We start from the raw sequence: 23611 nt of genomic DNA on the forward strand, positions 1-23611 counted from the left end.
GACACCGCTGCCGTCCGCCTTAACACGGACCTTCACGTTGTAGTCGATCACGCGTTTGACAGGCACTAGAACCTTCACCTTTGTTCCCTCCGTTGGACCCAGATGTTCGATTTCAAGCAGCATGTTTTCTACAAAGTGAAAAATCAACTATAAAAGTTCACAAAGACGTTGTGAAGCGGGGCGGAGCACGCGCAAGCAGGGGATCTCTGGTGATCCAGGCTTATCTCAGAGGGCAAAAGAGGGTGCAGGAGCATGATCACAAAAATAAAAATTTACTAACGAAAGTTCATCTTCTGTTGCTGGCAGTTCCAGAGCTGGGCCATAATGCCGTCCCTGACCTATCGGGAGTACCTACTGTATGAAAAAGAAGACACCATCATTAGCAAGGTCCACAGCTCTACGAGGGCCAATCCAGTCCGAGCCCATTCAAGACTTGGATGATGTCCTGGAAGCCGGTGCCTTGGTTGGTCAGGAGATCAAGGATTTGAGGCGCGCAAGCAATGTGACGTTGAGTGAACTTTCGGATGCAACCGGTCTTTCAAAAGGGTATCTCAGTCAGATTGAGCGTTCGATTTCTTCACCTTCAATCAAGGCACTGCATTCGATCAGCCGCGCACTTGGTGTGAACATATCTTGGTTTTTCCCATCACCATCCGAAGACGATGATGAGTTCCGCGAGTTCGTCGTGCGCCGGGATAGGCGCCGCAAGCTGGATTTCGAGAGCGGCATACGGGACGAGCTTCTTTCTCCGAATTTGGCGCGGGGAATCGAATTGTTGCGGTGCACTTTTCGCCCTCATTCAGTCAGCGGAAAGGAAGACTACAGTCACAAGGGTGAAGAGGCCGGATTTGTCGCTTCTGGCAAACTTACTCTTTGGCTTAATGGCAAGGAGATCTCTCTCGAGTCTGGTGACAGCTTTGCCTTCGAGAGTTCGATTCCGCACCGCTATGCCAATGAGAGCGATGAAGAAACGGTGATAATCTGGGCCATTTCACCACCGTCTTACTGAGTATGAATAACGTTACAGAACGTTGGCGGTCTTGGTCTGGCCCCGATGATTCCGGGCGCCTATGTGTTAAGGTGGATTTGCAAAGATCCATGACTTTGAGCGGCCCTGTCGGTGTCTATCAGGATCGAACTTGAACCGGTGAAAACTCCGAAATTGACCTCCTTGCGCGGGCTCTCTTTAGTTGATCACGTCACTTGATCAACCGGAAGGAGTGACCGGATTGGGCGACTGAGAGTTCGTCTGCAGGGCCGGAGAGGATGATGTCGCCCGGCGCCTGATGGCCCTGGCGAAGATCGGGCTTCTGATTGCGCCAGTCATAGCGGTTCTGACTCTGTCCTCTGACACTTACGACAAGGTTTCCTTTCTTCGCGGTCTGACACCATGACAGCGGCGGTGACCATCTGGGGTTCACTGCCGCTCAAGCTGTATCAGCCGAACCTGATGCTTTGCCCTCGCTAGGTTCAAGAACGCGAAAGAAGTGTTCTTACATAGTCTTATCCGACAATTGCCGTCGAAAAATGACCTTAAACAATACACCAAATAAAAAACTTGACATAAAATGATCAGTCAAGTGAACATATGATTATTAAAATTCACAAGCAGGGAGAAACGTATGTGGCGCGTAGGGATTGATGTTGGTGGAACTTTCACTGACTTCTTTGCATGGAACGAAGAGGACGGATCGTACAAGACCGCGAAGGTCCTTACAACGAAGGATGACCGTTCGCGCGGTGTTCTCGATTCCATCGAAACAGCAGGTATTCCGTTTGACCAGATCTCATTTCTGATGCACGGAACGACCACCGCAACAAATTCGCTTATTGAGCGTGACTACCCCGATGCGGCATTCGTCACAACCGAAGGGTTTCGGGACACGATCGAGATCGGACGTCAAAGCCGTAAGGCGCTGTATGACCCGTACCAGACCAAACCGCAGCCTCTGATCCGTCGTCGCCATCGATTCACAATCGATGAACGCATGTCTGCCAAAGGCGAAGTGCGCCGGGAACTTCAAGACGAGGCCGCGCGGGAGATCGCACGGGAGATCAAGGCACGGGGCTATGGTTCAGTCGGCATCGGGTTCATTAACTCGTATGCCAATGACGCGCATGAAAGAAAGATGCGGGACATCCTTCTCGAAGAGGTGCCCGAGGTACATGTCGTCATGTCGTCCGACACTCGCCCGGTTTTCCGAGAGCATGGCCGGTTCACGACAACGGCGATTCGCGCCTGTCTTATGCCGATCATGACGCATTACTTCGACCGCCTGTCGGAGGTTCTCGCGGAACGAGGCTTCGTCGGAAAGCTGCTTATTCTCAAAAGCAACGGCGGCGTCATGGGGGCGCAAAACGCCAAGCTTCGCCCCGAGGAATTGATTGAATCGGGGCCGGCAGGCGGCGTCGCCTATGCCTCTTATCTTTCCAGCCATGCCGATTTTGAAAACATCATCCATACCGATGTTGGGGGCACCAGCTTCGATGTGTCCATCGTCGAGAAGGGTGAGGGACTCATCACCCGCGATCATGAGTTGGAATGGGAAGTTCCGGTTGCTGTGCCGATGCTTGATATCCACTCTGTCGGCGCGGGCGGCGGCTCCATCGGTTGGGTCGACGAGGGTGGATCGTTGCGGATGGGGCCGCAATCGGCGGGCTCGACACCTGGTCCAGCCTGCTATGGCCGTGGCGGAACGGAGCCGACCATCACGGACGCCAACCTCGTTCTTGGCCGCCTGAATCCGTCGCTCAGCGACAAGTTCGAACTGGACAAGGCGGCGGCCGAAGCTGCCATTGATCGCCTGGCCGAGAAAATCGGGCTGTCGCGACTGGAAACGGCTGACGGCATGATCAAGATTTCCTGCGAAACCATGGCGCAGGCCGTGAAAGGCGTGGTGGTTGCCAGGGCGCGCGACCCGCGCGACTTTGTCCTCGCCAGCTTCGGCGGTGCGGGGCCGATGCATGCTTGCTTCGTTGCCCAGGCGATGAGCATTCCGCAGGTGGTGATTCCGGGTGCCGCCGGTGTGGCTTCGGCATTCGGTGCCACTGCCATGGATATGCGCCATGATATCGAAACCTTCCACTATGCGGCGCTTGGCGAAGTCAAGGTGGCCGATCTGAACCGGCTTTACGATCAGATCGAAGCGGATGCGCGCAAGCGTCTTGCCGCGGACGGCATATCCGACGACAACATGGAGCTGCGCCGCACGGCACAGATGCGTTATGTGGGCCAGACATACGAGGTGGAAACCGACATCCCCTCTGGCGAACTGACCGACTTGCACATTCCACAGATTGCGATGGCGTTCCATGCCGCGCATGAAAAGGAATACGGCGTATCGAACGAAGCTTTCGAAATTGCCTTCGTGTCTCTCAGCGTCACTGCGGTCGGCAAGATGAAAGAGCCGCCGGTTTATGATTTCGGTGGCCAGAAGTCGGTCGAAAGCCATGCCACGCGGCCTGTCTATTTTGATGAAATCTGGCACGACGCCGACCTTTACGACGGCAAGAATATTGCCCCGGGCGCCAAAATGCAGGGCCCCGCTGTTGTCGAGTATCTCGACTCGATCGCCGTCATTCCGCCGAACTGCTCCGGCGAAGTCGACAAAAGCGGCAACCTTGTTGTCACCATCGGGAATTGAGGAGAATAACCATGTCTACCGAAACCAAAGGACGCTTCGGCGATGTTGACGCCGTTACTTTCGAAGTGCTGCGCAATACGTTTGAATATGCGTGCAACCGAATGTCCACGATCATGCAACGCACATCGTTCTCGCCGATCCTGGCCGATATTCTTGACTTCTCAAACGCGGTTTACGACCCCGAGCTGCGCCTTCTGGCGCAGGCTGCAAACTGTCCTGTTCACTTGGCGGCGATGCAATATAGCGCCGACGCGGCGGCCCGGAAGTACCCCATCGAGACCATGAAGCCGGGCGATATTTATGCGTTGAACGATCCTTACCAGGGTGGCACGCATACCAACGATATCACCTTCATCATGCCGGTCTTCTATGAAGAGGAAGTGCTTGGCTTTGCGGTGAGCCGCGGTCACTGGATGGACCTGGGTGGCGGTGCTGCGGGTGGGATGTCTTTCTCGACCCACGTGGCCGCCGAGGGACTGCGCATCCCGCCGATCAAGCTCTATGAGAACTATGAAATCAATCCCGATTTCCTGGCCATCATCATGAACAACACGCGGACCCCTTTCTTCATCGAAGGCGATCTTCAGGCGCATCTGGGGGCGTTGCGGGCCGCTGAGCAGGAGTTGCAGCGTGCCGCCCGGCGTTATGGTTTGCAGACGGTGAAAGCCGCGATGAAGGAGCTGATCGGGTATACCGAACGCATCATCCGCAAGTCGATCGAAGAGATTCCCGACGGTGTCTACTATGCCGAGGATTTCGCTGATACCGATGGCTTCTCGCCCGATCCGGTAAAGGTCGCGGTGCAGCTGACTGTCAAGGAATCGAACATCCATGTCGACTTCAACGGTTCGGACCCGACCTGCAAAGGCTCGATCAATTCTCCTTACGCCAATACGGCATCAGCGGCGTACTACTCGCTTCAGTTTTTCCTTGCGCCACACGCCCCATCGAATGCCGGGATGTTCGTGCCAATCACGCTTGATATTCCGGAAGGAACCTGGCTGAATCCGCAATGGCCTGCACCGACGATCGGCTGCACCACTCTAACCTCGTCCAAGATTACCAGCGCGATCTGGCAAGCTCTAGCTCAGGCGATTCCAGATCGTGTTACCGGCTCTACTTGCTCTGAGGCCAACTGGTTTGTCTCTTCCACTAAGGATGCGGAAGGAAATGCCAACGTCTTTTCCGACCTGCCAGCCGGTGGCTGGGGTGGCACACCCTATAATGATGGAATGAGTGTCACGATGGATCCTCTGGGGAATTGTATGAACATGATGGCGGAGACAGCAGAGCTCTTATTTCCAATCGAATATGATGCATACGAATTGCGAGCCGATAGCGCCGGGGCTGGCAAATTTCGTGGCGGCCTAGGCGCCAAGTTCAAGGTGCGCTTCCTCTGCGAGGGAGAGATGAACATGGAAACTTCGCGCACCCGCGAAGGCAGCCCGGGCGTGAATGGAGGACTGCGCAGCGATGTGCAGCGCTCCAAGCATCTCTATCCGGATGGACGCGAGATCGTGATCGGTGGTCTAACCGAAAACGGTGATTGGCGAAGCCCCCTTCTGTCCAGCCATCCTTTCGAATACGACGAGGTGTTTCAATTCGAAAGCACCGGTGGCGGCGGCTGGGGGAATCCTCACGAACGGCCTGCCCAGAAGGTCCTGGACGACGTTCTGGACGGGTATGTGTCCATCGAACACGCAAGGGACGCATACGGTGTCGTGATCGATTCCGAGACCATGACGCTGAATGAAGCTGAAACGGCGCGACTGCGCACCGCCTAGCGAATACCCGGCACCCCATGCTCTGGGGTGCCGCCCTCTTCAAAAACTCTGAGAAAAACGACACGGGGCGCCCGCGGATCGGCACCTGCCCAGGTGCCTAAAGAATAGGAGCTACAGTCATGAGCATTCCAAATACAGCAGATGTGGTTATCGTCGGCGGCGGCGTAGCGGGCTGTTCCATCGCGTATCACCTGACCAAGCTGGGGATTGCCGATGTCGTCTTGTGTGATCGAAAGCAGCTGACGAGCGGCACGACCTGGCATGCGGCCGGGTTGGTGACGCAGCTCCGCGCCACGCGCAACATGACGGAGCTTGCAAAATATACGGGTGAGTTATTTCGCGAATTGGAAACCGAAACGGGGCAGGCGACAGGTTTCAAACAAAACGGCGCTCTGCGTCTGGCCACGCATGACGCTCGTTTCGAAGAACTGAAACGCGGTGTTTCGATGGCCAGAAATTTCGGTCTGGAAGCGGATGTCATTTCCGCGGGCGAGGTCTGCGAACGCTGGCCATTGGTCGAGGCCGAAGATATTGTTGGTGGCATTTGGATGCCTAACGACGGGCAGGTTAACCCGGCTGACGTGACGATGGCGATGGCAAAGGGCGCGCGTATGCGCGGCGCCAGAATTTTCGAGCATACCCCGGTTGAAAGCCTGATCGTCGAGAACGGAAAGGTGCGGGGCGTGAAGCTTTCCGATGGCGAGATCCGGGCCGATCGCGTCGTCATCGCAGGCGGTATGTGGTCGCGCGAGTTCGCGGCGCAAAACGGCGTCTCCCTTCCGCTTCACGCCGCAGAGCATTTCTACATCGTGACCGAACAGATGCCTGAGCTATCTCGTGAATTGCCAGTACTGTTCGTCGCTGACGAGTGTTCCTATTACAAGGAAGACGCTGGCAAGCTCCTTTTGGGGTGCTTCGAGCCCGAAGCGAAACCCTGGGGGCATCAGGGCATCCCCGACGATTTCTGCTTCGACAGCCTGCCCGAGGATTTCGACCATTTTGAGCCGATTCTCGACATGGCCGTCAAACGCGTACCTGCGTTGGCCAATGCCGGTATCCAGCTGTTTTTCAACGGTCCGGAAAGCTTCACGCCCGATGACCGCTATCTTCTGGGAGAGACGCCCGAGGTTGAGGGGTTGTTCTGCGCCTGCGGGTTCAACTCGGTCGGGATTCTGTCGTCCGGCGGCGTCGGCAAGGCGCTGGCGGATTGGATCAACGACGGACATCCGCCGATGGAACTGGCCGATGTCGACGTGCGTCGGATGCATTACTGGCAATCGAACAAGAGCTACCTCTTCGACCGAACCAAGGAAACGCTGGGCTTGCTCTACAAGATGCACTGGCCCTACCAGCAATACGAGACCGCGCGCAACGTGCGCCACAGCCCGTTTCACGACCGCCTCGTTTCCCTTGGGGCCTCGATGACCGAAGCGGCGGGCTATGAGCGCCCGGGCTTTTTCGCGCGCGACGGACGTTCGACCGAGATCGGTTATTCCTTCGGCCCGCAAAGTTGGTTCGAAGACGCGCGTGCGGAATGTTTGGACACGCAAACGGCCGTGACCCTGTTCGACCAAAGTTGTTATGTGAAATTTCGGGTCGAGGGCCGAGACGCTTGCCGCATCCTCAACAACGTGTCAGCTGGCAATGTCGATGTTGCCGTGGGCAAGGTCGTCTACACCCAGTGGCTCAACCCCCGCGGAGGGATCGAGGCGGATGTCACAATCACCCGGCTTTCGGAAACCGCCTATCTGGTCGTGACTATCGCCGCCAGCCAAACGCGCGATCTGTCGTGGCTGCGCCGGCACATCCCCGACGATGCGGCTGTCGTTGTTACCGATGTCACGCCCGGCCTGCCCATGCTGGCGCTTATGGGGCCCAAGTCCCGCGCGCTGCTTGAGAAGGTTTCCGGTGCCGACCTGTCGAATGCCGCCTTCCCGTTCGGGACGAGCCAGGAGATTGCGGTCGGATATGCGACCGTCAGGGCAAGCCGGCTGACCTTTGTTGGCGAACTTGGTTGGGAGCTTTATGTTCCGGCGGATTTCGCGGTCCACGTCTTCGACAAGATCGTGGAGGCCGGTCAGGAATTTGGTCTTAGCCATGCCGGGTTCTTCGCGCTCAACAGCCTTCGAATTGAAAAAGGCTATCGGCACTGGGGTCACGATATCGGTGAAGAAGATACCCCGATCCAAGCCGGTCTTTCCTTTGCCGTGGACTATGCAAAAACTGACTTCATTGGCCGTGATGCTCTTTTGGCTGCTCGAGACGCTGGTGTGCCGAAAAAGCGTCTTGTGCAATTCCAACTGCCTGAGGAATGTCGAAAGATGCTCTATCACGAAGAGCCCATCTACAAGGATGGAAAGATCATCGGGTCAATTACATCTGGTGGGTATGGACACAGGCTCGATCGGTCGATGGGCATGGGCTACATCCATAGCGCCGATGGCGTCACCCGTGACTTCGTGAACTCGGGCGGATTCGAGATTGAGATTGCTTGTGAACGGTATCAGGCAATGGCCTCGCTTTCGCCTTTCCTGGATCCAAAGAATGAGAGGATCAAGGTGTAGATAGTGAATGGCCGAGATGACGAGAATGGTACAGCGGGTTCAGGTCTGCTGTCCCGCCCCGTTTTGATCGGCTGTCTTATCAACGGTTGCATGGGTGTCATGTATGCTTGGAGCCTTTTCCTGTTGCCGATTGAACGGGATATTGGCCTGAGCCGGGCCGAGTTGAGCTTGCTCCCATCTCTGGCGCTCGTGTTCCGACGCGACTGGAGCAGGATATCCAGTATTTCGCCATTGGCGCCGACCGCCCGCCAGAGCCAGTACTTCCTTCCATTCCAACGAAAGGATCACCCCATCACACGCTGGGATCAAACACCTAGGGCGAAAGCGGTGTCTTAGCCCGGTAGAGCGCGCGGTATCTGCGCGGCGTTACCTTGAACCGCGACTTGAACTGACGGCAGAAATGCGCGGTATCGGAAAAGCCCAGTTCGTAGCCAGCCTCGGTCATGGTGATGTTTCGTTCCAGAAGCAGCCGGCTTGCAAGGTCGAGGCGAATTCCGAGCCAAAAAGCGGCTGGCGCGGCGTCCATGTCATTCTTGAATCTGCGTGTCAGCCTGGTGCGCGTTGTCGCCAGCCTGTCGGCAAGTTCGGTTACAGGAAACGGCGTTGCGACGTTCGATTCCATAAGGCGGACCGCGTTTTTTACCAAGTCCGAGGCGGTGTCCAGGCGTTCCTGGTACGGGCGCTTGGGAACGTAGTTCCGGGGGTTCTCATAGTTGAACAGCAGGTAGTCGAACGCCTTGAATGTCCGGCTTGGGTTGCTTGAGTGCCGGATGATGTGGCCGGCCACGTCCAGCGACAGGACACCGCCCGGGCAGGTGATGAGGTTGCCCTCCATGCAGTAGCTTCCTTGCGTCACGGGGCGCGTCGTCGGATACCGGTTGACGAAGGCGCGCAGGACGTTGGGATGGATCGCGCAACTCTTGCCGTCGAGCAACCCCGCCTCGGCAAGAAGGAACGAGCCGGTGCACAGGCCGATGACCATCCGGTTTTGCGCATGCGCCGCGCGCAGGAGGTCGACAAGCTCGGGCCGTACTTGTCCAAGCGACCCGAGCAGCCCGCCGCAAACGACGATGCAGTCATAATCCACGATGCTCTCCAGCGCGATCGTGGGCGCGACGGGCAGGCCCGCGCTGGACATCAGCGGGGCCTTTGACGCGCTGGCGTAATCCCATCTGAACAGGATCTGTTTGCTTCGATCGTCATGGTCTGCCGCCAGGCGCAACGCGTCGGCGAAACACGACATCGGAGTCTGCGTGAAACTGGGGCACAGCACCAGTGCGACGTGAAGGTAGACAAGGCCTTGCGAGTCGATCATGTGGCTCTCTTCTTTGACTCAAATTTACAGAAAAAACGATCAAAAATGCAATTATTCATCTGATGTTCAGGTAAATTATCGTTCGTCGGTCGGCCTCCTATCCGGCGACGACCCACGCCTCAACACGCTTTCTAGGATCAACAGGTTGCCATGAACGATCCGACCACCCACTCCCATCAGAAGCTTGTCGAGCCGCTGCAGTTGCGCGGCCGCACCCTGAAAAATCGCATCGTCTTCGGTGCTCATACTGCGAACATGGCCGATAACGGCCTGCCAGGTAGCCAGCATCTACACTATTACCTTGAGCGGGCGCGGGGCGGGGCAGGCATGATCGTCGTGGAGCCACAACCGGTGCATCCCACTGCGGTGCTGACCCGTGGAAACTTTCGGCCGTGCGACGATGCCGTCATTCCGGGCTTCCGCGCCATCACCGACACCTGCAAGGCCGAGGGCACGGTCATGCTTCAACAGCTGTACCATGTTGGACAGCACGGTGATGCCGACCTGTCCTACCTGCCCAACTGGTCACCCTCGGGAATGCCCTCCTACCACGATAGTGATGGCAGCCACGCGTTGCGGGTGGAAGAGATTGAGAAATTGATCGAGGGCTATATCGGCGCCGCGCGGCGCTGTCAGGCCGCCGGGTTCGATGGGGTCGAAATATGGGCAGCGTACCATTCGCTGATCGAGCAGTTCTGGCGCCCCTGGTCAAATAGGCGGGAAGATGAATGGGGCGGATCGCTCGAAAACAGAACACGCTTTGGACAGCGGATCATCGAGGGCGTGCGCGCGGCTTGTGGCGAGGACTTCATTGTCGGCCTTTCGGTCAGCCACGCGGAAGCAGACCCGGTTGCCCTCGACACGGGCGAGCTTGTGGACATTCTCGCGGGGTATGATGCGACCGGGCATGTCGATTACATCTCGTGCGGGTCTGGAAGCTATGTCGACTATGACAGGGTCATGCCGACCTTCATACACGGAGAAAAGCTGAGCGCTGATTTGACACGCGCCCTGAAAGACCGGCTTGCGAACGCCGTGGTGACCGCTGAAAGCCAGGTCCGGACGCCGGAAAACGCCGAAGCGATGCTGCGCGCCGGGGAGGCCGATCTCGTTTCCATCGTACGCGGCCAGATCGCCGATCCGTTCTGGGCGCGAAAGGTCATGGAAGACCGGGCAGAGGACGTGCGCGGCTGTATCTCGTGCAATCAGATGTGCTGGGGCCGCCGGTCGCGCGATTACTGGATCTCCTGTCTTGTGAACCCCTCGGTTGGACGCGAGCACGAATGGGGCAGCGAGGACTTGAAGCCAGCTCAGAACACTAAAGCCGTGCTCGTCGTGGGTGCGGGGCCCGCCGGCCTTGAGGCGGCGCGCGTCGCTGCGTTGCGCGGACACCGGGTGACGCTTTGCGAGGCGTCCAACCAACTTGGGGGCCAATTCCGGCTAGCCGGTGAACAGCCTCGCCGCGGACAGATCCTGGAATTACTCGACTGGTACGTGGGTCAGTTCACCAAGTTTGGCGTGGATGTAAAATTCAATACCTTTATCGATGCCGAGGATGTCGAAATGTACGGCGCCGATGAAGTCATCATAGCAACTGGCTCGCTTCCCCCCGAAACCGGATTTCAACGGTGGTTGCCGCAGCGTGACACGCTGGACGGCCTTGGAAACGGCAATGTCTGTTCAGCCGAAGACATTATGCGCCGGGCCGTGGTGCCCGGAAAGCGTGTCGTGGTGATAGACGAGGGCGGTCATTGGCGCGGCTGCGGCACGGCCTGGTTCCTGGCCGAGCGGGGGCACGAGGTTTACATCGTTACGCCAGATACGCACGTTGGGGCCGAACTCGGCCGGACCACGTCCGACGCGCCGCTGCGGCGCACGCTGGCGCGGGCCGGCGCCCGGTTCCTGGTAGAATCGATTGTCGAACGCTGGACGGGGCAGGCAGCCGAGGTTCGGTCGCTCTTGTCTGGTGAGTTGACCCATATAGAGGCGGACACGCTGGTTCTGGCGACGACCAACACTGCGTTCGACATGGTCGGTCTCGGGCTCGATGAGCTTGGCATTGCGCATCAAAGCATCGGCGACTGCGTGGCGCCGCGGCTAGCGCCATACGCGTTCTACGAAGGGCGGAAGCTGGGGCTGGAACTTTGACACTGCTCAGCATCCACCGTGACCTTCTCGAAATTGGCTCAGGGTCGGAGCCCTGCGTCGCTTTCCGGGCGGTTCCATCGTCCGCAATCAATGATCCCAACAGATCCAAGGAGACCAAATGAAACACTCGAATTCCCTGATGGAGACCCTGGCACGGGAGGCTCGGCTTGGCCGGATCTCGCGCCGCAGTTTCCTTTCGACGGCTACGGCGGCCGGGCTGACGGCGTCGGCCGCGACAACGCTCTGGAGCAGCGAGGCGCATGCCCAGACGCCCAAGCGGGGCGGCACCTTCCGGTGGGGCATCCATGATGGCAATACCTCGGATACGCATGACCCTGGAAAGTACCTGTCGCGTCAGCAGATCTACGTGGCCCATCAGCACCGCAGCTACCTGACACTGATCGAGCCCGACAATTCGCTCGGTCCGGACCTTGCCACCGACTGGCAAGCGACGCCGGATGCCGCGCAGTGGACCTTCAAGCTGAACGAGAACGCCAGTTTCCACAGTGGCAAGCCCGTCACGTCTAAGGACGTGATCGCGTCGCTCAACCACCACCGGGGTGAAGATTCCACGTCGGCGGCCAAATCACTGCTGACCGATGTCGAGGATATCACAGCGGACGGCGATCACGCGGTGGTTATCAGCCTGTCCCGTGGCAACGCGGACCTGCCCTGGCTCATGACCGACTACCATCTCGCGATCTGCCCGGCCAATGACGACGGCACGATCGACTGGCAATCCGGTGACGGCTCCGGTCCGTTCAGGATAGACGATGGGGAATTCGGCGTTCAGTTTAGCCTGTCGCGCCATGATGGGTGGCACCTTGAAGGCCCGTATTTCGACAAGGTTGAGATCGTACTTCTGAACGACCCGAACGCACGACAGGCTGCGCTTGTTTCGGGCGATGTCGACGCTGTCTCACTGGTAGAGCTGAAAACGCTTTCGCTGTTGGAGCGCCGGCCGGACATCCTTGTGGACAACGTACCGTCGGGGGCTGCCATCACGATGCCGATGCATTGTGACACGGCACCCTTCGATGATGTGAATGTGCGCAACGCTCTGAAACTGGCCATTGATCGCGAAGAGATCATAGAAAAGATCTCGTTCGGGGCTGCGACCATCGGCAATGACTTCCACCTTGCCCCGGTGCAGCCATATTGGCCGGAAGAGATTGAGCAACGTCAATATGATCCTGACCAGGCGAAATCGCTGCTGAAAAAGGCTGGGCACGAAAATCTGGAGGTCAATGTCAGCACGGCAGACAGCTTGTTCTCGGGCGCTGTGGACATGTGCGTGCTGTTTGCCGAGCAAGCGAAGAAAGCCGGTATCAAGGTGAATGTGATCCGCGAACCGAACGACGGATACTATTCCGAGGTTTGGCTCAAGAAACCGTTCTGTGCCGTTTCCTGGGGGGCTCGGCCGACACCGGACGTCATGTTCTCTCTCGCGTACAAGGACGACGCGGCATGGAACGAAAGCCGGTGGCAGAACAAGCGTTTCAACGAGCTTCTGCTACAGGCCAAGGCGGAACTGGACGACGCGAAGCGTGGTGAAATGTATCAGGAAATGTGTGGGCTGATGCGGGATGACGGCGGTACGATCCTGCCGTTCTTCAACAACTTCGTCTACGCACGCAACAGCCGGGTGAAGCACGGCGAGAACCTTGCGGCCAGTTGGGAATGCGACGGCGCGCGCGCGCCTAGCCGCTGGTGGTTCAGCGACTGAGATTAAAAGAATTGGCACGACGGACAAACCCGTCGTGCCATCATACGATAGCATTTCCTTACGCAGTCGCTTGGGCTTGCCCGGATTTTGGGGCGAGCGTTTAGCTCACTTCGCGGACCCTGCGCTTGAATGCGATGGGGCTCAGGAAGCCGAGCGATGAGTGTCGCCTGACGGGGTTATATAACCCGTCGATGTATCTGGTGATGGCGTTTTCGGCTTGCTGGCGGGTCTGTGCTAGGCGACCGGCCAGATCAGCTCCGATTTGATGATCTTGAAGAACGTCTCGACCATCGAGTTGTCGTAGCAGTTCCCCTTGCCGCTCCTCCGTTGCCGGCAGGCGATTGCACACAATCGCCGAGAGAGATCAGGATGCCGCGCTTTCGAAGCTCGGCCTGATAGTTGACGGAGCAGTATTGCGATCCTTGATCAGAATACTGAACCAGCCCCGGCGCAGGGTCGCGGTTCACGATGGCACGCCGCTGGCAATATTAGCGGATCGCATAATAGTTGTTATGTTAAATAATTTCGCGAAACGCTTTGGTGAAAGGCTGTATTCGGTGGATTACTGGCTGCGCTCGGTTAGCTGGAACCCTCTGGAATACGCTTTGCGTTGCCAGCCATCAGCCAGCATCATGGCATCACGCAGATTGGAAACCCACGTGATAACGTGCCGCCCGCGCTGTCCGGCGCGGCCCCATTCGCGCATGATCGAATATTCCCCGAACAGGTTGTAGGTCACATCGATCCGATAGAAATCCTGCCGAATCCGGGCATCGCTATCGCCCTGTCGGTGCAAAAGAAAGGTCAGCATGGCAGTGCCTCCAAGTCCTGTTCCCAGCATAACGGTCGCGCTGATATTTTCCAGCAATAGTTCGAAATCTTTGAAGATCAGCAAGCGCGGTCGGCCGTCCATGTCGCCGGGCCTGCCCATTGCATCCGACGAATGCAGCGGACCCTGTTGTTTGGCTCTGCTTGGGGTTCAACTTGCACCTGCGTGAGGTTGAAACGCTTCTTGTCCGTGCAATACGCAGCCCGCAAGTCTGCCTTTCATTGACGGCTCAGGTAAAAGGTCCATCGCTGTGCCCCGGTGATCATGCCCTCATCTGGCGGATATCCGGTGTGAAACAGAAGTTATCCACAAGATGATGTGAATAAACCTCTTGTCAGAATCGAGTTCTCCGGGCATTTAATTACGGAAAGAATCGAATAAAACGAGAATTTCCGTAACAAACGGAAAGCACATGAGGGCAGAATGGCAATAGATCAAACCCGTATCGACACGCTGATCGGGGATCATGCGAGCAGATTGTCAGAGCGGTTGCAAGCTCATCGGGCGCGACTTTTTCCGCCGGACGCGCGTAAGGAACTTCGCCGGTTCACCAGTGGCGAAGCCGCCGACCTTCTGGGCGTGAACGATGCCTACCTGCGCAAGTTGCATCTGGACGGCAAAGGCCCCTCCCCCGAGGTGCGCGGCAACGGTCGCCGTTATTACTCGACCGCCGATATCCAGGCCCTGCGCGAATTCCTCGAAGAGGGGGCAAAATCCCCCGGCACCTACCTGCCCGGTCGGGGTGAGGGCGATCATTTGCAGGTGATTACCGTCATCAACTTCAAGGGCGGGTCCGGCAAGACCACCACATCGGCTCATCTGGCGCAAAAGCTGGCTCTGGACGGTTACAAGGTGCTGGGTGTCGATCTGGACCCGCAGGCCAGTTTTTCCGCCCTGCACGGCTTCCAGCCCGAGTTTGATCTTCTGGACGGTGGAACGCTCTATGATGCCATCCGCTACGACGATCCGGTGCCGCTGCACGAGGTGATCCAGAAAAGCTATTTCACCAACCTGGATATCGTGCCCGGCAATCTGGACCTCATGGAATTCGAACACGACACCCCCCGTGCGCTGTCGCAACGCGATGGTAACCTTTTCTTCACCAGGGTTGGCGCCGTTCTGTCCGAGGTCGAAGGCGAGTATGACGTGGTCGTGATAGATTGCCCGCCGCAGTTGGGGTTCCTGACCATGTCGGCCCTGTCGGCGGCCACCGCCGTTCTGGTCACGGTGCATCCCCAGATGCTCGACGTGATGTCGATGTGCCAGTTCCTTCTGATGACCTCCAATTTGCTGGGCGTCGTGTCCGAGGCTGGGGGCGATATGTCTTATGACTGGCTGCGTTATGTCATCACCCGCTACGAACCCGGCGATGGCCCGCAGAACCAGATGGTCAGCTTCATGCGCTCGATGTTCGGGGAACACGTCCTGAACCATCCGGTCCTTAAATCCACGGCTATCTCGGATGCCGGGATCACCAAGCAGACACTCTATGAAGTCGAGAAAAGTCAGTTCACCCGCTCGACCTACGAGCGGGCGATGGAGTCTCTCAATGCCGTGAACGGCGAGATCGAGGGCCTCATTCAACAGGCATGGAGGCGTTAGACCATGGCACGCAAGCACCTTTTACAGGGATTGATGGACGACACCGCCAAGTCATCCGAGTCGCCACTGAATGAGGACAAGGAGGATACAACCCGCGTCGATCCCACCCGCCCCCGTTACAAGGGCGGTGCCATCGGTGCGGTCAGCCAGTCCATCGCCGATCTCAAAAGCCGCTCCGTGATCGAGATCGACCCCAACCAGATCGAGGCCGGCGGGCTGGACGACAGGCTTGATGATGTCGAATCCGATCATCGGGCGCTGGTGGCCTCGATCCGTGAAAGCGGTCAGCAGGTGCCGGTCTTGGTGCGGCCCCACCCCACCGAAGACGACCGTTATCAGGTTGTCTACGGGCGCCGCCGCGTGCTGGCCCTGCGCGATATCGGCAAGCCGGTCAAGGCGCTGGTACGCGATCTGGATGACCGTGAGCTTATTCTGGCCCAGGGTCAGGAAAACAGCGCACGCAAGGATCTGAGCTTCATTGAGAAAGCCAATTTCGCCAAGCAGATGCGAGATCTGAAGTATGATCGCAAAACAATTTGCGCGGCGCTTCACGTGGATAAGACAGTCATAAGCCGCATGCTGTCGGTGATAGACCGAATTCCGATCGAGGTGATCGAGGCCATCGGCGCCGCACCTTCTGTAGGCCGGGATCGCTGGCTTGCCCTGGCTGAACGCCTTGAAGAAAGCGATACCCCGGTGGACGAGGCCGTGGCCCTGGTTAACCTGTCGGACACGGCAGATAATTCCGACAAGCGGTTCGAGGGCCTGATGAAGGCCCTCACCCTGCCCCGCCGCCGCGCAACCGAGGCCACAGCCCACCCCAAGCCCGAGAAACGCAAGCTCAAGACGGCCGAGGGCAATCCCTTGGGACATGCGACATTCAAAGAGAATGCCACGGTTTTGACCCTGCCCCACAAGGCGTCGAATGGGTTTGAAACATGGCTGATCGAACATCTCGCCGAGATTCACCGCGCCTGGAAAGACGAGCGCGGAGAATAGCCGTGTAACGGCAAACCAAAAAACCTGAGCAGCAACGATAAGGAGGCACGAGAGGACAGGACGACAAGAAAAAGCCCCCCGAGATACATTCCCGAGAGGCCCTTGGTTCGTGATTTAGCAACCCGAATCTAAGGTCTGAAGTTGATGACTGTCAACTGGCGTCGGACTCCGGCGGGTAAAAAAGTTTTGTCTCGTGAAAAAATATGGATGTTTTGACAACGACGCCCTTCGGGCAGCGGGCGGTATCGGCTGCCCTGATGGAACATACCCGTGCGGCACAGGCACAGCCTGCGGTTCCGCATGTGAACAAGTGGGAATTGTTCCGCGAACTCTGCACTGCGAAATCCGAATTCAACGTGTCTGATCGGGATCTTACCGTTCTGAACGCGTTGCTATCCTTTCATCGTGATACCAATCTGTCAGACAACGATATGCTGATCGTGTTTCCCTCGAATGCGGCATTGGCCGAACGGGCGCATGGCATGGCCGAAAGCACACTCAGGCGGCACCTCGCCGCTCTGGTGAATGCCGGGCTGCTTTTGCGGCATGACAGCCCCAACGGCAAGCGCTACGCGGTGCGCGATGCCGAAGGGGGCTATGCGCGCGCCTTCGGCCTCGATCTGAGGCCCCTTCTCGTCAAGGCGGACAAGATCGCCCACGCTGCCAGCGAGGCACGCGCCGCGGCCGAGCGGATGCGCCGCCTGCGCGAGGAGCTGACATTACTCAAACGCGATGCGGTCAAGCTGCTGTCTTTCGGCCAGGACAACGCACCACAGAGCGACTGGGAGCCGATTCAACACCGCCTGCTGGATGTTCACAAGACGATGCGCCGGCGGCTGACTGTTGAAATGATGTCGGATATTCGGGCTGAGCTGCGTATGATTTTGGATCAGATCAACCGGCAGCTTGTGAATGATACAGAAAAAATGAGCGGCAAAGCCGCCGAAACTGAGCGTCACTATCATAATTCAAATACAGACTCTTATGATTCTGAACTCCACAATGAAAATTGTGAGGGCGGCGGGGCGATGCCCTCTGACCCGGAGTCGACACAAAGTGACACCTCTTGTCATAAGCCCGTAAACCTGCCCTTGGCTCTCGTGTTGAAAGCCTGTCCCGATCTCCTGCCCTATGTACAGGAAGATATCCGAACCTGGCGGGATTTGATCGGAGCTGCCGATTTCGTGCGTGGTATGATGGGTGTCAGCCCCGATGCCTGGAGGGAAGCGCGAAACAGCATGGGCCCCGAGAATGCCGCCATTGTGCTGGCCTGTATCCTTCAAAAAATATCCGATATCCACAGTCCGGGCGGCTATCTCAGGGCTTTGTCCAGAAAGGCCGACCTCGGGAAATTTTCGCCCGGCCCGATGGTCATGGCCCTGCTGAATACAGGGGCTGCATAACATGCATCGACACTGGGCATTCAGGAAAAACGCGGTGTCACCGCCGGAGTTGGTGCAGCCCCCTGCCCTATCCTGCCATCCGGTGGCGGCCCGTTGGTCAGGTCGGTGTTCAAAGCACCATCGTCGCGATATGCTTGGCAATAAAGCGTTTCGCGAAAAACCTGGATCACAGATTTTCGCGAAACGCAGTGCTCCGCTCAATCGTTGCACGCGTTCCGCCTTTCACCTGATGCATCAGCGAAAGGCGGAACGCTTTAGGCAACGCGCTTGCCGCATGGCGCGGATCGGCACTGAACCGGCTGTATTTTTCCCGTGCCGGCGACAGCACGGCATTCGATCCGGCGGTGATCGTTCCCGTGATCATTGGCGACAGGTGAACCCCGAGGAAGGGCCGCGCCGGATCGCGAACGGGGTAGATCATGCTATGCACCACGGTGTTCAGTTTCGGCAGCAGCACGAAATATTCCCCGCGAAACGGCAGGATGCGCACCCCGGGGTCAATCCCCAGCAGCCGCGCCACCCGGTCCAAGGTCAACCCGGAACAGGCAATCACCCTGCCCGCTTCGTTCCTGTCCCGTGCATCGCGCCCGGCGATATTTGGCCAAAGATGATCTCGCCTTCGATCACATTGGCGATGCTTGCCGAATCCGGAGTGCCGGGGGATTTGCCAGGCCGCGCGCTCATCGTAGGATCAACTTCAACCGGCTGGGGTCGGTCGCCCCAGGTCCAGTTCGCTTTGTCACGGTGCAAGACCGGATGATGCTCGCACACGACGATATCGGCGGTCTCCTGGACCCTGCGCAGGGTTTCACCACGGGATGGGTGAACGCCATGATCACCGCGACATCGACCGGCGTGAACACCGCAGCATGGGATTACCTGACGCATTTCGGCGATGTCTCCGCGCTCCTGCCGAAGGACATCGTCGTGGTAAACGCTGCGTATTCGATGCGTTGCCCGCCGAACAGCAAAAGGCCGCGTCGGCGGCGGCGGAAACCGCCAAGGAACAGGGTTGGAGAAGATCAACTTGATATGAATAACCTATTGAAATTAAAAAGGAGTTTTCGTTTCTATCGGATCTGCTACCTTGAATGTACGGTTGCACGGGGTCGGCGCGCAGATGGCCGAATCCTGGACCCAAGAGGCCGACGAAAGCGACGCATATCCGGGTGAAGCTGGTCCACCTCGGCGGAATGGTCTTTGACCGCCCTGCCCTATTTTATCTGGATGGCTGAAATCTTGTTTTGGTCGCGCGTGTCGCGTGATCTCTTTTCGGGCCTTGCCCCATGGCTGACAAACTTGCCAGGTGGGCTTGGTCATACTCGCCTCGGCCATTTTTGTCGCTGCTTCGGGGTCATCTGCGGCGATCTGTGCGACTGTGTGCAAAGCACCCTGCCCGAGTTGAAGGCGCGCGGGTATGACGAAAAGCTGACTCTCGGCGCGATCGCCGGGTCGGACACCTTGGGGTTGTTGTTTCCGCCCTCGGTGAGCGGTTTCGTAATAGCGGCGCGCTGCTTCCGATTGGTCTTTTGATCGTCGGGGTGATCGGCTCAATCTATCTTGGGCTGGGTAGCCCGACGAATTCGGCCGCAGTCGGGGTGGTGCTTTTACTTTCCCTTAACTGGTGGTTCGAAGGCTGGTGGCAGGCCAAAAGTTGACAGCTGTCAACCGAGGCTTTTCCTGTCAGCGGCCTACATGTTGACAGCTGTCAACTTTTAGCCTTGTGCCTTTCTCGTCAGTGTAACGTGACAACGTCGTACGGGCGGATCGGGTTGTGGCAAGCAGGGTCGAAGCTGCTGAACAAACCTGTACCCTGCAATCGCTTAGAAGCTGAGGAATCGTGGAGGTAAGCGTGATCAAGGTCGCCAGATGGCCGATCTTTACGAAGCGGAGCTGCTCGTGCTCTGCCAGATCATCCTGGAGAGGCGGGCATAGCAGAAGCTGTGCGGTTCTGGTCGATGATGCTGCAGACCTGCGGTTCACGAGGGCAGAGGCGCATTTTCTGGTCTTTATGGATCGGTCGGATGAAGTGATCATCTTTGATATCCTGCATGCCCGCAGCGACCTTCCTCGCCATGTCGCGGCGCTGACGGCGTTGAGGAGGACATATCACAATCCTGCAGCCTTGGTGAGGTTCACGCGGAACCGGTCACGGCGGCGTTGGTAGCGACGGGTCATTTCCGCGGAGGCGTGGCCAAGCTGCTTCTGGACGTAGCGTTCGTCGACCTCGGCCGAACTGGCGAGGCCGGCGCGCAAGCTGTGGCCCGAAAATAGGGCGAGGCGGTCTTTCTCGGGGAGGTCTGACCGGATGCCGGATTTCAGGACGGTGGTCTTGATCAGGCGGGCGACGTGTTTGTCGGAAAGGCGGGATTCGAGCGCTTTCTTACCGTCACGCGACGTTCGAACGAACACTGGCCCGAAGTCGATCTTCGCGAAGTTCAGCCATTGTTCGAGCGCATGGACCGGGCAGGTCTGCTCGGATGAGCCGCGCCCAATCTCGACCTCGCGCCAGCCGGTTTTGGCGTTCAATGTCAATATCACGCCATCCTCGAGGATCTCGATCCAACCGCCACTGTCGGGAGTATCATCCTTGCCGACATCCAGGCTGACGATCTCGGAGCGCCTGAGACCGCCAGCGTAGCCCAAGAGCAAGATCGCCCTGTCCCTGAGCCCGCGTAGATCGAAGGGGAGGGTGGCCACCATCGCGAGGATATCCTCCGGCAGGATCGCTTCTTTCTGAACCGGTGGGCGTGCGTGCTTGCGTTTGATCCCCGCGAGGACCGTGGCGATGTGGCGGTTCTTGCGGTCGAGGGTGAAGCCGCGCTGCGCGTAGTTCCAAGCGAGACCGGAGAGTCGGCGGTCGGTGGTTGAGACGGTTAGGGCAGGGGCGTCGTTGGCTGGCGCGGCTAAGTCGGTTAGGTAGAGCCCGATCATTTCTGGCGACGGAGGCAGAGGATCGGTTCCCTTGAGCCTGCACCAACGCGCAAAGTGCTTCCAGTCGGCCGCGTAGGCCTTGTTCGTGTTCTGGGCCGTCGAAGCCTTGGCATAACCCCGAGCGGTGTCCACCAACCGGTCGAGCGTGCCGGACCCCGCGACATGGGAGGGCAGGGCGATGCCATCGCATTCTTCTTGGTCTCTCTCGTCGAGGGGAGAAACGTCAAACGTGTTGGAGGTCGTTGAGGTTGGTTTCTCGTTGTCTGACGACATCTTTCCCTCGAAAAAGCGGTATTTCTGAGATTGTTCCGCAGCATATCTTTATATGTCCGATAATGCAAACTTATTGGACATAGCTGTGAAACGCAAAGTGCGGCGGTTTGTGTGGAAATATCTGGCAAAAAGCGCCGTGGCGGGGTAGCGTCGGAGGCATGACATTTGCCCGACCGGATCACATCAGCGACCTTGATACGTTACCCCGGATGCCCGCCTGGGTCACCTCCGGACGTTCGGAAACCCCTGAATATGTGGCGTTTTTGTCGGGCGCGGCATTGAACCACCTGCATCTTGTGTTGGCACGCGAGGAGGTGCCCAAGGCCTTGTTGCGGGCGCGGCTGGCCCTGCGCGCGGCCGAGGCCTGTGTCGCGTTTTCGGGGCGTCCCGAGAGGGCAGGGGAGCTGCGTGATGCAGTGCACCTTCTGCGCCCCGGCGGTCTGCCCGGCCCGGCGGGCGAGGTCTACCTGGCCTGGCGGCGCGCGGTGGAGCGGCCGGTGTCGATCAAGGCCCTGGGCCGAGCCTTACCGACCCTCGGGCCGGGCCAGATCGCCGCATGGCTGGACGCGGGGCAGGGGGCACCGGTCAGGCGTGCCGCATTGGTGTTAGACGCAGTGCTGGGCGAGGCGCCGCGGGCCGACGTTCCGGGGCTAATCCTTGCGGATGCGGCCCTTGCCCAAGCCCTCGGTTGGGATCATCTCGTGCCGCTGCTGGCCCCGGGCCTGAAACGCGCCGACCTGCGCAAGCGGGGGGAAGACTTGCGGCTGGCCTGTCATCGCGCGCTCACCTCGTCGGTGGTCGAGGCCGTGCGCCTTGCTGCCGATCTCGCGCGTCGGGCGGCGCATCTGAAAGCGGTTGCTCCGAAACTGCGGGCCAAGGGGGCCGGCGACGCGGTCGAGATGTTCCTGACCCGCGATGCCGTGGCGCCCTCGGCCTTGCCCTTGTCGGATCGCGCCGCGCGGCGGCTCTGTGACCGGCTGGTCGATCTGGGCGCGGTGCGCGAGCTGACCGGGCGCGACGCCTTCCGGCTGTATGGGGTGTAGGGATGACGAGTGGATCGGTGATAGCGGGCGGTTGTGGGTTGGATGTTCAAATAGTATGATTAGATATGAACAGGTATGACAATCAAGGCGGAGGCATATCATGTCCAGACTGACGATTTCGATGCCCGATCAGATGAACGATTGGGTCGAGGCGCAGGTCAGCGCAGGCCGTTATGGCAATGTGAGCGAGTATTTCCGCGATCTGGTGCGGCGCGATCAGGAACGCCGGGAGGCGGCGTTTGATGATCTGCGCAACATGCTGGAGCGGGCCGAGGCCGGGGGCGTCAGCACGCGTGGCTTGAGCGACATCATGGCCGCCGCACGCGAGGAAGCGCGGCAAAAGGGCCTGCTACGTGGCGAGGATTGAAATTTCCCGTGATGCCGAGCGCGACCTGATCGACATCTACCTGTATGGTATCGAAGAGTTTGGCCTGCATCAGGCCGAACAGTATAACGAGGTTCTTCATGGCCGGATCGAAACCGTGGCGGAAAACCCGAGTTTCGGCTCGGATTATGGATATGTGAGCGAAGGGGTGCGGCGCTATGAGAGCGTCTCTCACGCTGTTTACTATCGGCAGATTGCGGGCGGTATTCGTGTCCTGCGGGTTCTGCACGGGCATATGGACCCCGGGCGGCATCTTGGGTGACCGGGGGTATGTGCCCATTGCGGAGGAGGCTGGGCATGATCCGCTGTCCTGGAGCCTGAGATGGCCATAGACCGACCCGACGCCGATCTTGACCGCGAGTTGCCCGACCTGCCGCCGGAGTTGCGCTGGCGCGAATGGATGCGGCGGATCGAGGCGGTGCTGTTTGCGTCGGCCTCGCCGGTGCCGCGCGAAGACCTGGCGCGGGTGGTGGGGCAGGGGGCCTCGGTTGACTTGCTGATCGAGGACCTTGCCGCCGATCTGGAGGGGCGGGCCTTTGAAGTCGCGCAAGTCGCCGGTGGCTGGATGCTGCGCACCCGGCCGGCCTATGCGGCGGCGATCCGGGCGGCCGCCGATGTGGGCGACCAGGATCTCGATCTTCGCGAGTACGACGTCGCGGTGCTGGCTGCCATCGCCTATCACCAGCCGATTACCCGTGACGGGCTCAAGGACATCTTCGGCAAGGAGATCAGCCGTGATCTCATCGGACGCCTGCATGCCCACGGTCTGATCGGGACCGGCCCCCGGTCGCCGCGGCGCGGGGCGCCCTATACCTTCGTGACGACCGAGCGGTTCCTTGTGGCGTTCGGGTTGGAGAGCCTGCAGGACCTGCCCGATCGCGAGGGGCTGGAGGAGGCGGGGCTGGATCATCACAAAGCTGAATCGGTCAGGGTGGATTGATTCAGATTTGTCATTGGACAGA

At 58.7% G+C, this 23611-nt stretch carries 21 protein-coding genes and 3 pseudogenes; 15 read left to right on the forward strand and 9 right to left on the reverse strand.

Features of this window, described 5'->3' with window-relative positions; all coding sequences use genetic code 11:
* Positions 1-78 (reverse strand): annotated as a pseudogene (locus RBB32_RS07300) (electron transfer flavoprotein subunit beta/FixA family protein); the annotation flags it as partial.
* Between the two features lie 280 nt (positions 79-358).
* Here RBB32_RS07300 and RBB32_RS07305 point away from each other — a divergent pair.
* The 4 genes from RBB32_RS07305 to RBB32_RS07320 all read left to right on the forward strand — a co-directional run bounded on the left by RBB32_RS07305 (position 359) and on the right by RBB32_RS07320 (position 7992).
* A complete protein-coding gene (locus RBB32_RS07305; protein ID WP_306152054.1) occupies positions 359-1009 on the forward strand; it encodes a cupin domain-containing protein in 651 nt (216 codons plus the stop codon).
* Positions 1010-1622: 613 nt separating this feature from the next.
* Positions 1623-3644 carry a hydantoinase/oxoprolinase family protein gene (locus RBB32_RS07310; protein WP_306152055.1) on the forward strand — a complete coding sequence of 674 codons (2022 nt, stop codon included), beginning with the start codon at positions 1623-1625 and terminating at the stop codon, positions 3642-3644.
* Between the two features lie 11 nt (positions 3645-3655).
* Positions 3656-5428: a hydantoinase B/oxoprolinase family protein gene (locus RBB32_RS07315; protein ID WP_306152056.1), complete on the forward strand. Its 1773-nt coding sequence runs from the start codon at positions 3656-3658 to the stop codon at positions 5426-5428.
* 119 nt (positions 5429-5547) lie between these two features.
* Positions 5548-7992 carry an FAD-dependent oxidoreductase gene (locus RBB32_RS07320; protein WP_306152057.1) on the forward strand — a complete coding sequence of 815 codons (2445 nt, stop codon included), beginning with the start codon at positions 5548-5550 and terminating at the stop codon, positions 7990-7992.
* A 182-nt stretch (positions 7993-8174) separates the two neighbouring features.
* Here the strand turns inward: RBB32_RS07320 and RBB32_RS07325 are convergent.
* Both RBB32_RS07325 and RBB32_RS07330 read right to left on the reverse strand, forming a co-directional pair.
* Positions 8175-8261: pseudogene (locus RBB32_RS07325) on the reverse strand (IS6 family transposase); the annotation flags it as partial.
* A 44-nt stretch (positions 8262-8305) separates the two neighbouring features.
* On the reverse strand, positions 8306-9307 hold the full coding sequence (locus RBB32_RS07330; RefSeq protein WP_306152058.1) for a GlxA family transcriptional regulator: 1002 nt from the start codon (positions 9305-9307) through the stop codon (positions 8306-8308).
* Between the two features lie 150 nt (positions 9308-9457).
* Between RBB32_RS07330 and RBB32_RS07335 the strand changes: the two genes are divergently transcribed.
* Together RBB32_RS07335 and RBB32_RS07340 are read left to right on the forward strand one after the other, a co-directional pair.
* Positions 9458-11455, forward strand: a complete 1998-nt coding sequence (locus RBB32_RS07335; RefSeq protein ID WP_306152059.1) for an FAD-dependent oxidoreductase — start codon at positions 9458-9460, stop codon at positions 11453-11455.
* Between the two features lie 118 nt (positions 11456-11573).
* Positions 11574-13181 carry an ABC transporter substrate-binding protein gene (locus tag RBB32_RS07340; RefSeq protein ID WP_306152060.1) on the forward strand — a complete coding sequence of 536 codons (1608 nt, stop codon included), beginning with the start codon at positions 11574-11576 and terminating at the stop codon, positions 13179-13181.
* A 100-nt stretch (positions 13182-13281) separates the two neighbouring features.
* Here RBB32_RS07340 and RBB32_RS07345 read toward each other — a convergent pair.
* Positions 13282-13660: pseudogene (locus RBB32_RS07345) on the reverse strand (transposase); the annotation flags it as partial.
* Between the two features lie 83 nt (positions 13661-13743).
* The gene (locus tag RBB32_RS07350) at positions 13744-14076 is read right to left on the reverse strand and encodes a WGR domain-containing protein (RefSeq protein ID WP_306152061.1); all 333 of its coding nucleotides are present in this window, start codon (positions 14074-14076) and stop codon (positions 13744-13746) included.
* A gap of 357 nt (positions 14077-14433) precedes the next feature.
* On the opposite strand from RBB32_RS07350, the gene repA reads away from it, so the two are divergent.
* The 3 genes from repA to repC all read left to right on the forward strand — a co-directional run bounded on the left by repA (position 14434) and on the right by repC (position 18014).
* Complete coding sequence (gene repA / locus RBB32_RS07355; RefSeq protein WP_306152062.1) at positions 14434-15612, forward strand: plasmid partitioning protein RepA; 1179 nt, start codon at positions 14434-14436, stop codon at positions 15610-15612.
* Between the two features lie 3 nt (positions 15613-15615).
* Positions 15616-16611 (forward strand): plasmid partitioning protein RepB, encoded by a 996-nt coding sequence (gene repB, locus RBB32_RS07360; protein WP_306152063.1) that lies wholly within the window; start codon positions 15616-15618, stop codon positions 16609-16611.
* Between the two features lie 203 nt (positions 16612-16814).
* Positions 16815-18014, forward strand: coding sequence for a plasmid replication protein RepC (gene repC, locus RBB32_RS07365; protein WP_306152064.1), 1200 nt, complete (start codon positions 16815-16817; stop codon positions 18012-18014).
* A 20-nt stretch (positions 18015-18034) separates the two neighbouring features.
* On the opposite strand, the gene RBB32_RS07370 is transcribed toward repC, so the two are convergent.
* Entirely contained in the window at positions 18035-18184 is a 150-nt protein-coding gene (locus RBB32_RS07370; protein WP_306152065.1) for a hypothetical protein, read from the reverse strand.
* Positions 18181-18567, reverse strand: a complete 387-nt coding sequence (locus tag RBB32_RS07375) for a hypothetical protein (RefSeq protein WP_371931030.1) — start codon at positions 18565-18567, stop codon at positions 18181-18183. The genes RBB32_RS07370 and RBB32_RS07375 overlap by 4 nt, the downstream gene beginning before the upstream one ends.
* A gap of 265 nt (positions 18568-18832) precedes the next feature.
* On the opposite strand from RBB32_RS07375, the gene RBB32_RS07380 reads away from it, so the two are divergent.
* Positions 18833-19045 carry a hypothetical protein gene (locus RBB32_RS07380; RefSeq protein WP_306152066.1) on the forward strand — a complete coding sequence of 71 codons (213 nt, stop codon included), beginning with the start codon at positions 18833-18835 and terminating at the stop codon, positions 19043-19045.
* Between the two features lie 196 nt (positions 19046-19241).
* A complete protein-coding gene (locus tag RBB32_RS07385; protein WP_306152067.1) occupies positions 19242-19547 on the forward strand; it encodes a hypothetical protein in 306 nt (101 codons plus the stop codon).
* 379 nt (positions 19548-19926) lie between these two features.
* Here the strand turns inward: RBB32_RS07385 and RBB32_RS07390 are convergent, their stop codons facing one another.
* Together RBB32_RS07390 and RBB32_RS07395 are read right to left on the reverse strand one after the other, a co-directional pair.
* Positions 19927-20067 carry a hypothetical protein gene (locus tag RBB32_RS07390; protein WP_306152068.1) on the reverse strand — a complete coding sequence of 47 codons (141 nt, stop codon included), beginning with the start codon at positions 20065-20067 and terminating at the stop codon, positions 19927-19929.
* Between the two features lie 56 nt (positions 20068-20123).
* Entirely contained in the window at positions 20124-21221 is a 1098-nt protein-coding gene (locus tag RBB32_RS07395; protein WP_306152069.1) for a tyrosine-type recombinase/integrase, read from the reverse strand.
* Positions 21222-21379: 158 nt separating this feature from the next.
* Between RBB32_RS07395 and RBB32_RS07400 the strand changes: the two genes are divergently transcribed.
* From RBB32_RS07400 to RBB32_RS07415, 4 genes are all read left to right on the forward strand, one after another.
* Positions 21380-22264, forward strand: a complete 885-nt coding sequence (locus RBB32_RS07400) for a DUF1403 family protein (protein WP_306152070.1) — start codon at positions 21380-21382, stop codon at positions 22262-22264.
* A gap of 100 nt (positions 22265-22364) precedes the next feature.
* Entirely contained in the window at positions 22365-22631 is a 267-nt protein-coding gene (locus RBB32_RS07405; protein WP_073037346.1) for a type II toxin-antitoxin system ParD family antitoxin, read from the forward strand.
* Positions 22618-22911, forward strand: a complete 294-nt coding sequence (locus tag RBB32_RS07410; RefSeq protein WP_306152071.1) for a type II toxin-antitoxin system RelE/ParE family toxin — start codon at positions 22618-22620, stop codon at positions 22909-22911. The genes RBB32_RS07405 and RBB32_RS07410 overlap by 14 nt, the downstream gene beginning before the upstream one ends.
* A gap of 60 nt (positions 22912-22971) precedes the next feature.
* Positions 22972-23589 carry an SMC-Scp complex subunit ScpB gene (locus RBB32_RS07415; RefSeq protein WP_306152072.1) on the forward strand — a complete coding sequence of 206 codons (618 nt, stop codon included), beginning with the start codon at positions 22972-22974 and terminating at the stop codon, positions 23587-23589.
* Positions 23590-23611 lie beyond the last annotated feature (22 nt).

The organism is Roseovarius sp. MMSF_3281, assembly GCF_030733685.1.
Taxonomy (GTDB): Bacteria; Pseudomonadota; Alphaproteobacteria; order Rhodobacterales; family Rhodobacteraceae; genus Roseovarius.

Excerpts from the sequence above, each read along its gene's own strand:
- RBB32_RS07385 (WP_306152067.1), top strand. The coding sequence starts at position 19,242 with ATGGCTGAAATCTTGTTTTGGTCGCGCGTGTCGCGTGATCTCTTTTCG.
- RBB32_RS07305 (WP_306152054.1), top strand. The coding sequence starts at position 359 with ATGAAAAAGAAGACACCATCATTAGCAAGGTCCACAGCTCTACGAGGG.
- RBB32_RS07330 (WP_306152058.1), bottom strand. The coding sequence starts at position 9,307 with ATGATCGACTCGCAAGGCCTTGTCTACCTTCACGTCGCACTGGTGCTG.
- RBB32_RS07335 (WP_306152059.1), top strand. The coding sequence starts at position 9,458 with ATGAACGATCCGACCACCCACTCCCATCAGAAGCTTGTCGAGCCGCTG.
- RBB32_RS07405 (WP_073037346.1), top strand. The coding sequence starts at position 22,365 with ATGTCCAGACTGACGATTTCGATGCCCGATCAGATGAACGATTGGGTC.
- RBB32_RS07380 (WP_306152066.1), top strand. The coding sequence starts at position 18,833 with ATGGGTGAACGCCATGATCACCGCGACATCGACCGGCGTGAACACCGC.
- RBB32_RS07315 (WP_306152056.1), top strand. The coding sequence starts at position 3,656 with ATGTCTACCGAAACCAAAGGACGCTTCGGCGATGTTGACGCCGTTACT.
- RBB32_RS07310 (WP_306152055.1), top strand. The coding sequence starts at position 1,623 with ATGTGGCGCGTAGGGATTGATGTTGGTGGAACTTTCACTGACTTCTTT.
- RBB32_RS07390 (WP_306152068.1), bottom strand. The coding sequence starts at position 20,067 with ATGCAGGATATCAAAGATGATCACTTCATCCGACCGATCCATAAAGAC.
- repB (WP_306152063.1), top strand. The coding sequence starts at position 15,616 with ATGGCACGCAAGCACCTTTTACAGGGATTGATGGACGACACCGCCAAG.
- RBB32_RS07415 (WP_306152072.1), top strand. The coding sequence starts at position 22,972 with ATGGCCATAGACCGACCCGACGCCGATCTTGACCGCGAGTTGCCCGAC.
- repA (WP_306152062.1), top strand. The coding sequence starts at position 14,434 with ATGGCAATAGATCAAACCCGTATCGACACGCTGATCGGGGATCATGCG.
- RBB32_RS07340 (WP_306152060.1), top strand. The coding sequence starts at position 11,574 with ATGAAACACTCGAATTCCCTGATGGAGACCCTGGCACGGGAGGCTCGG.
- RBB32_RS07395 (WP_306152069.1), bottom strand. The coding sequence starts at position 21,221 with ATGTCGTCAGACAACGAGAAACCAACCTCAACGACCTCCAACACGTTT.
- RBB32_RS07400 (WP_306152070.1), top strand. The coding sequence starts at position 21,380 with ATGACATTTGCCCGACCGGATCACATCAGCGACCTTGATACGTTACCC.
- repC (WP_306152064.1), top strand. The coding sequence starts at position 16,815 with ATGGATGTTTTGACAACGACGCCCTTCGGGCAGCGGGCGGTATCGGCT.
- RBB32_RS07320 (WP_306152057.1), top strand. The coding sequence starts at position 5,548 with ATGAGCATTCCAAATACAGCAGATGTGGTTATCGTCGGCGGCGGCGTA.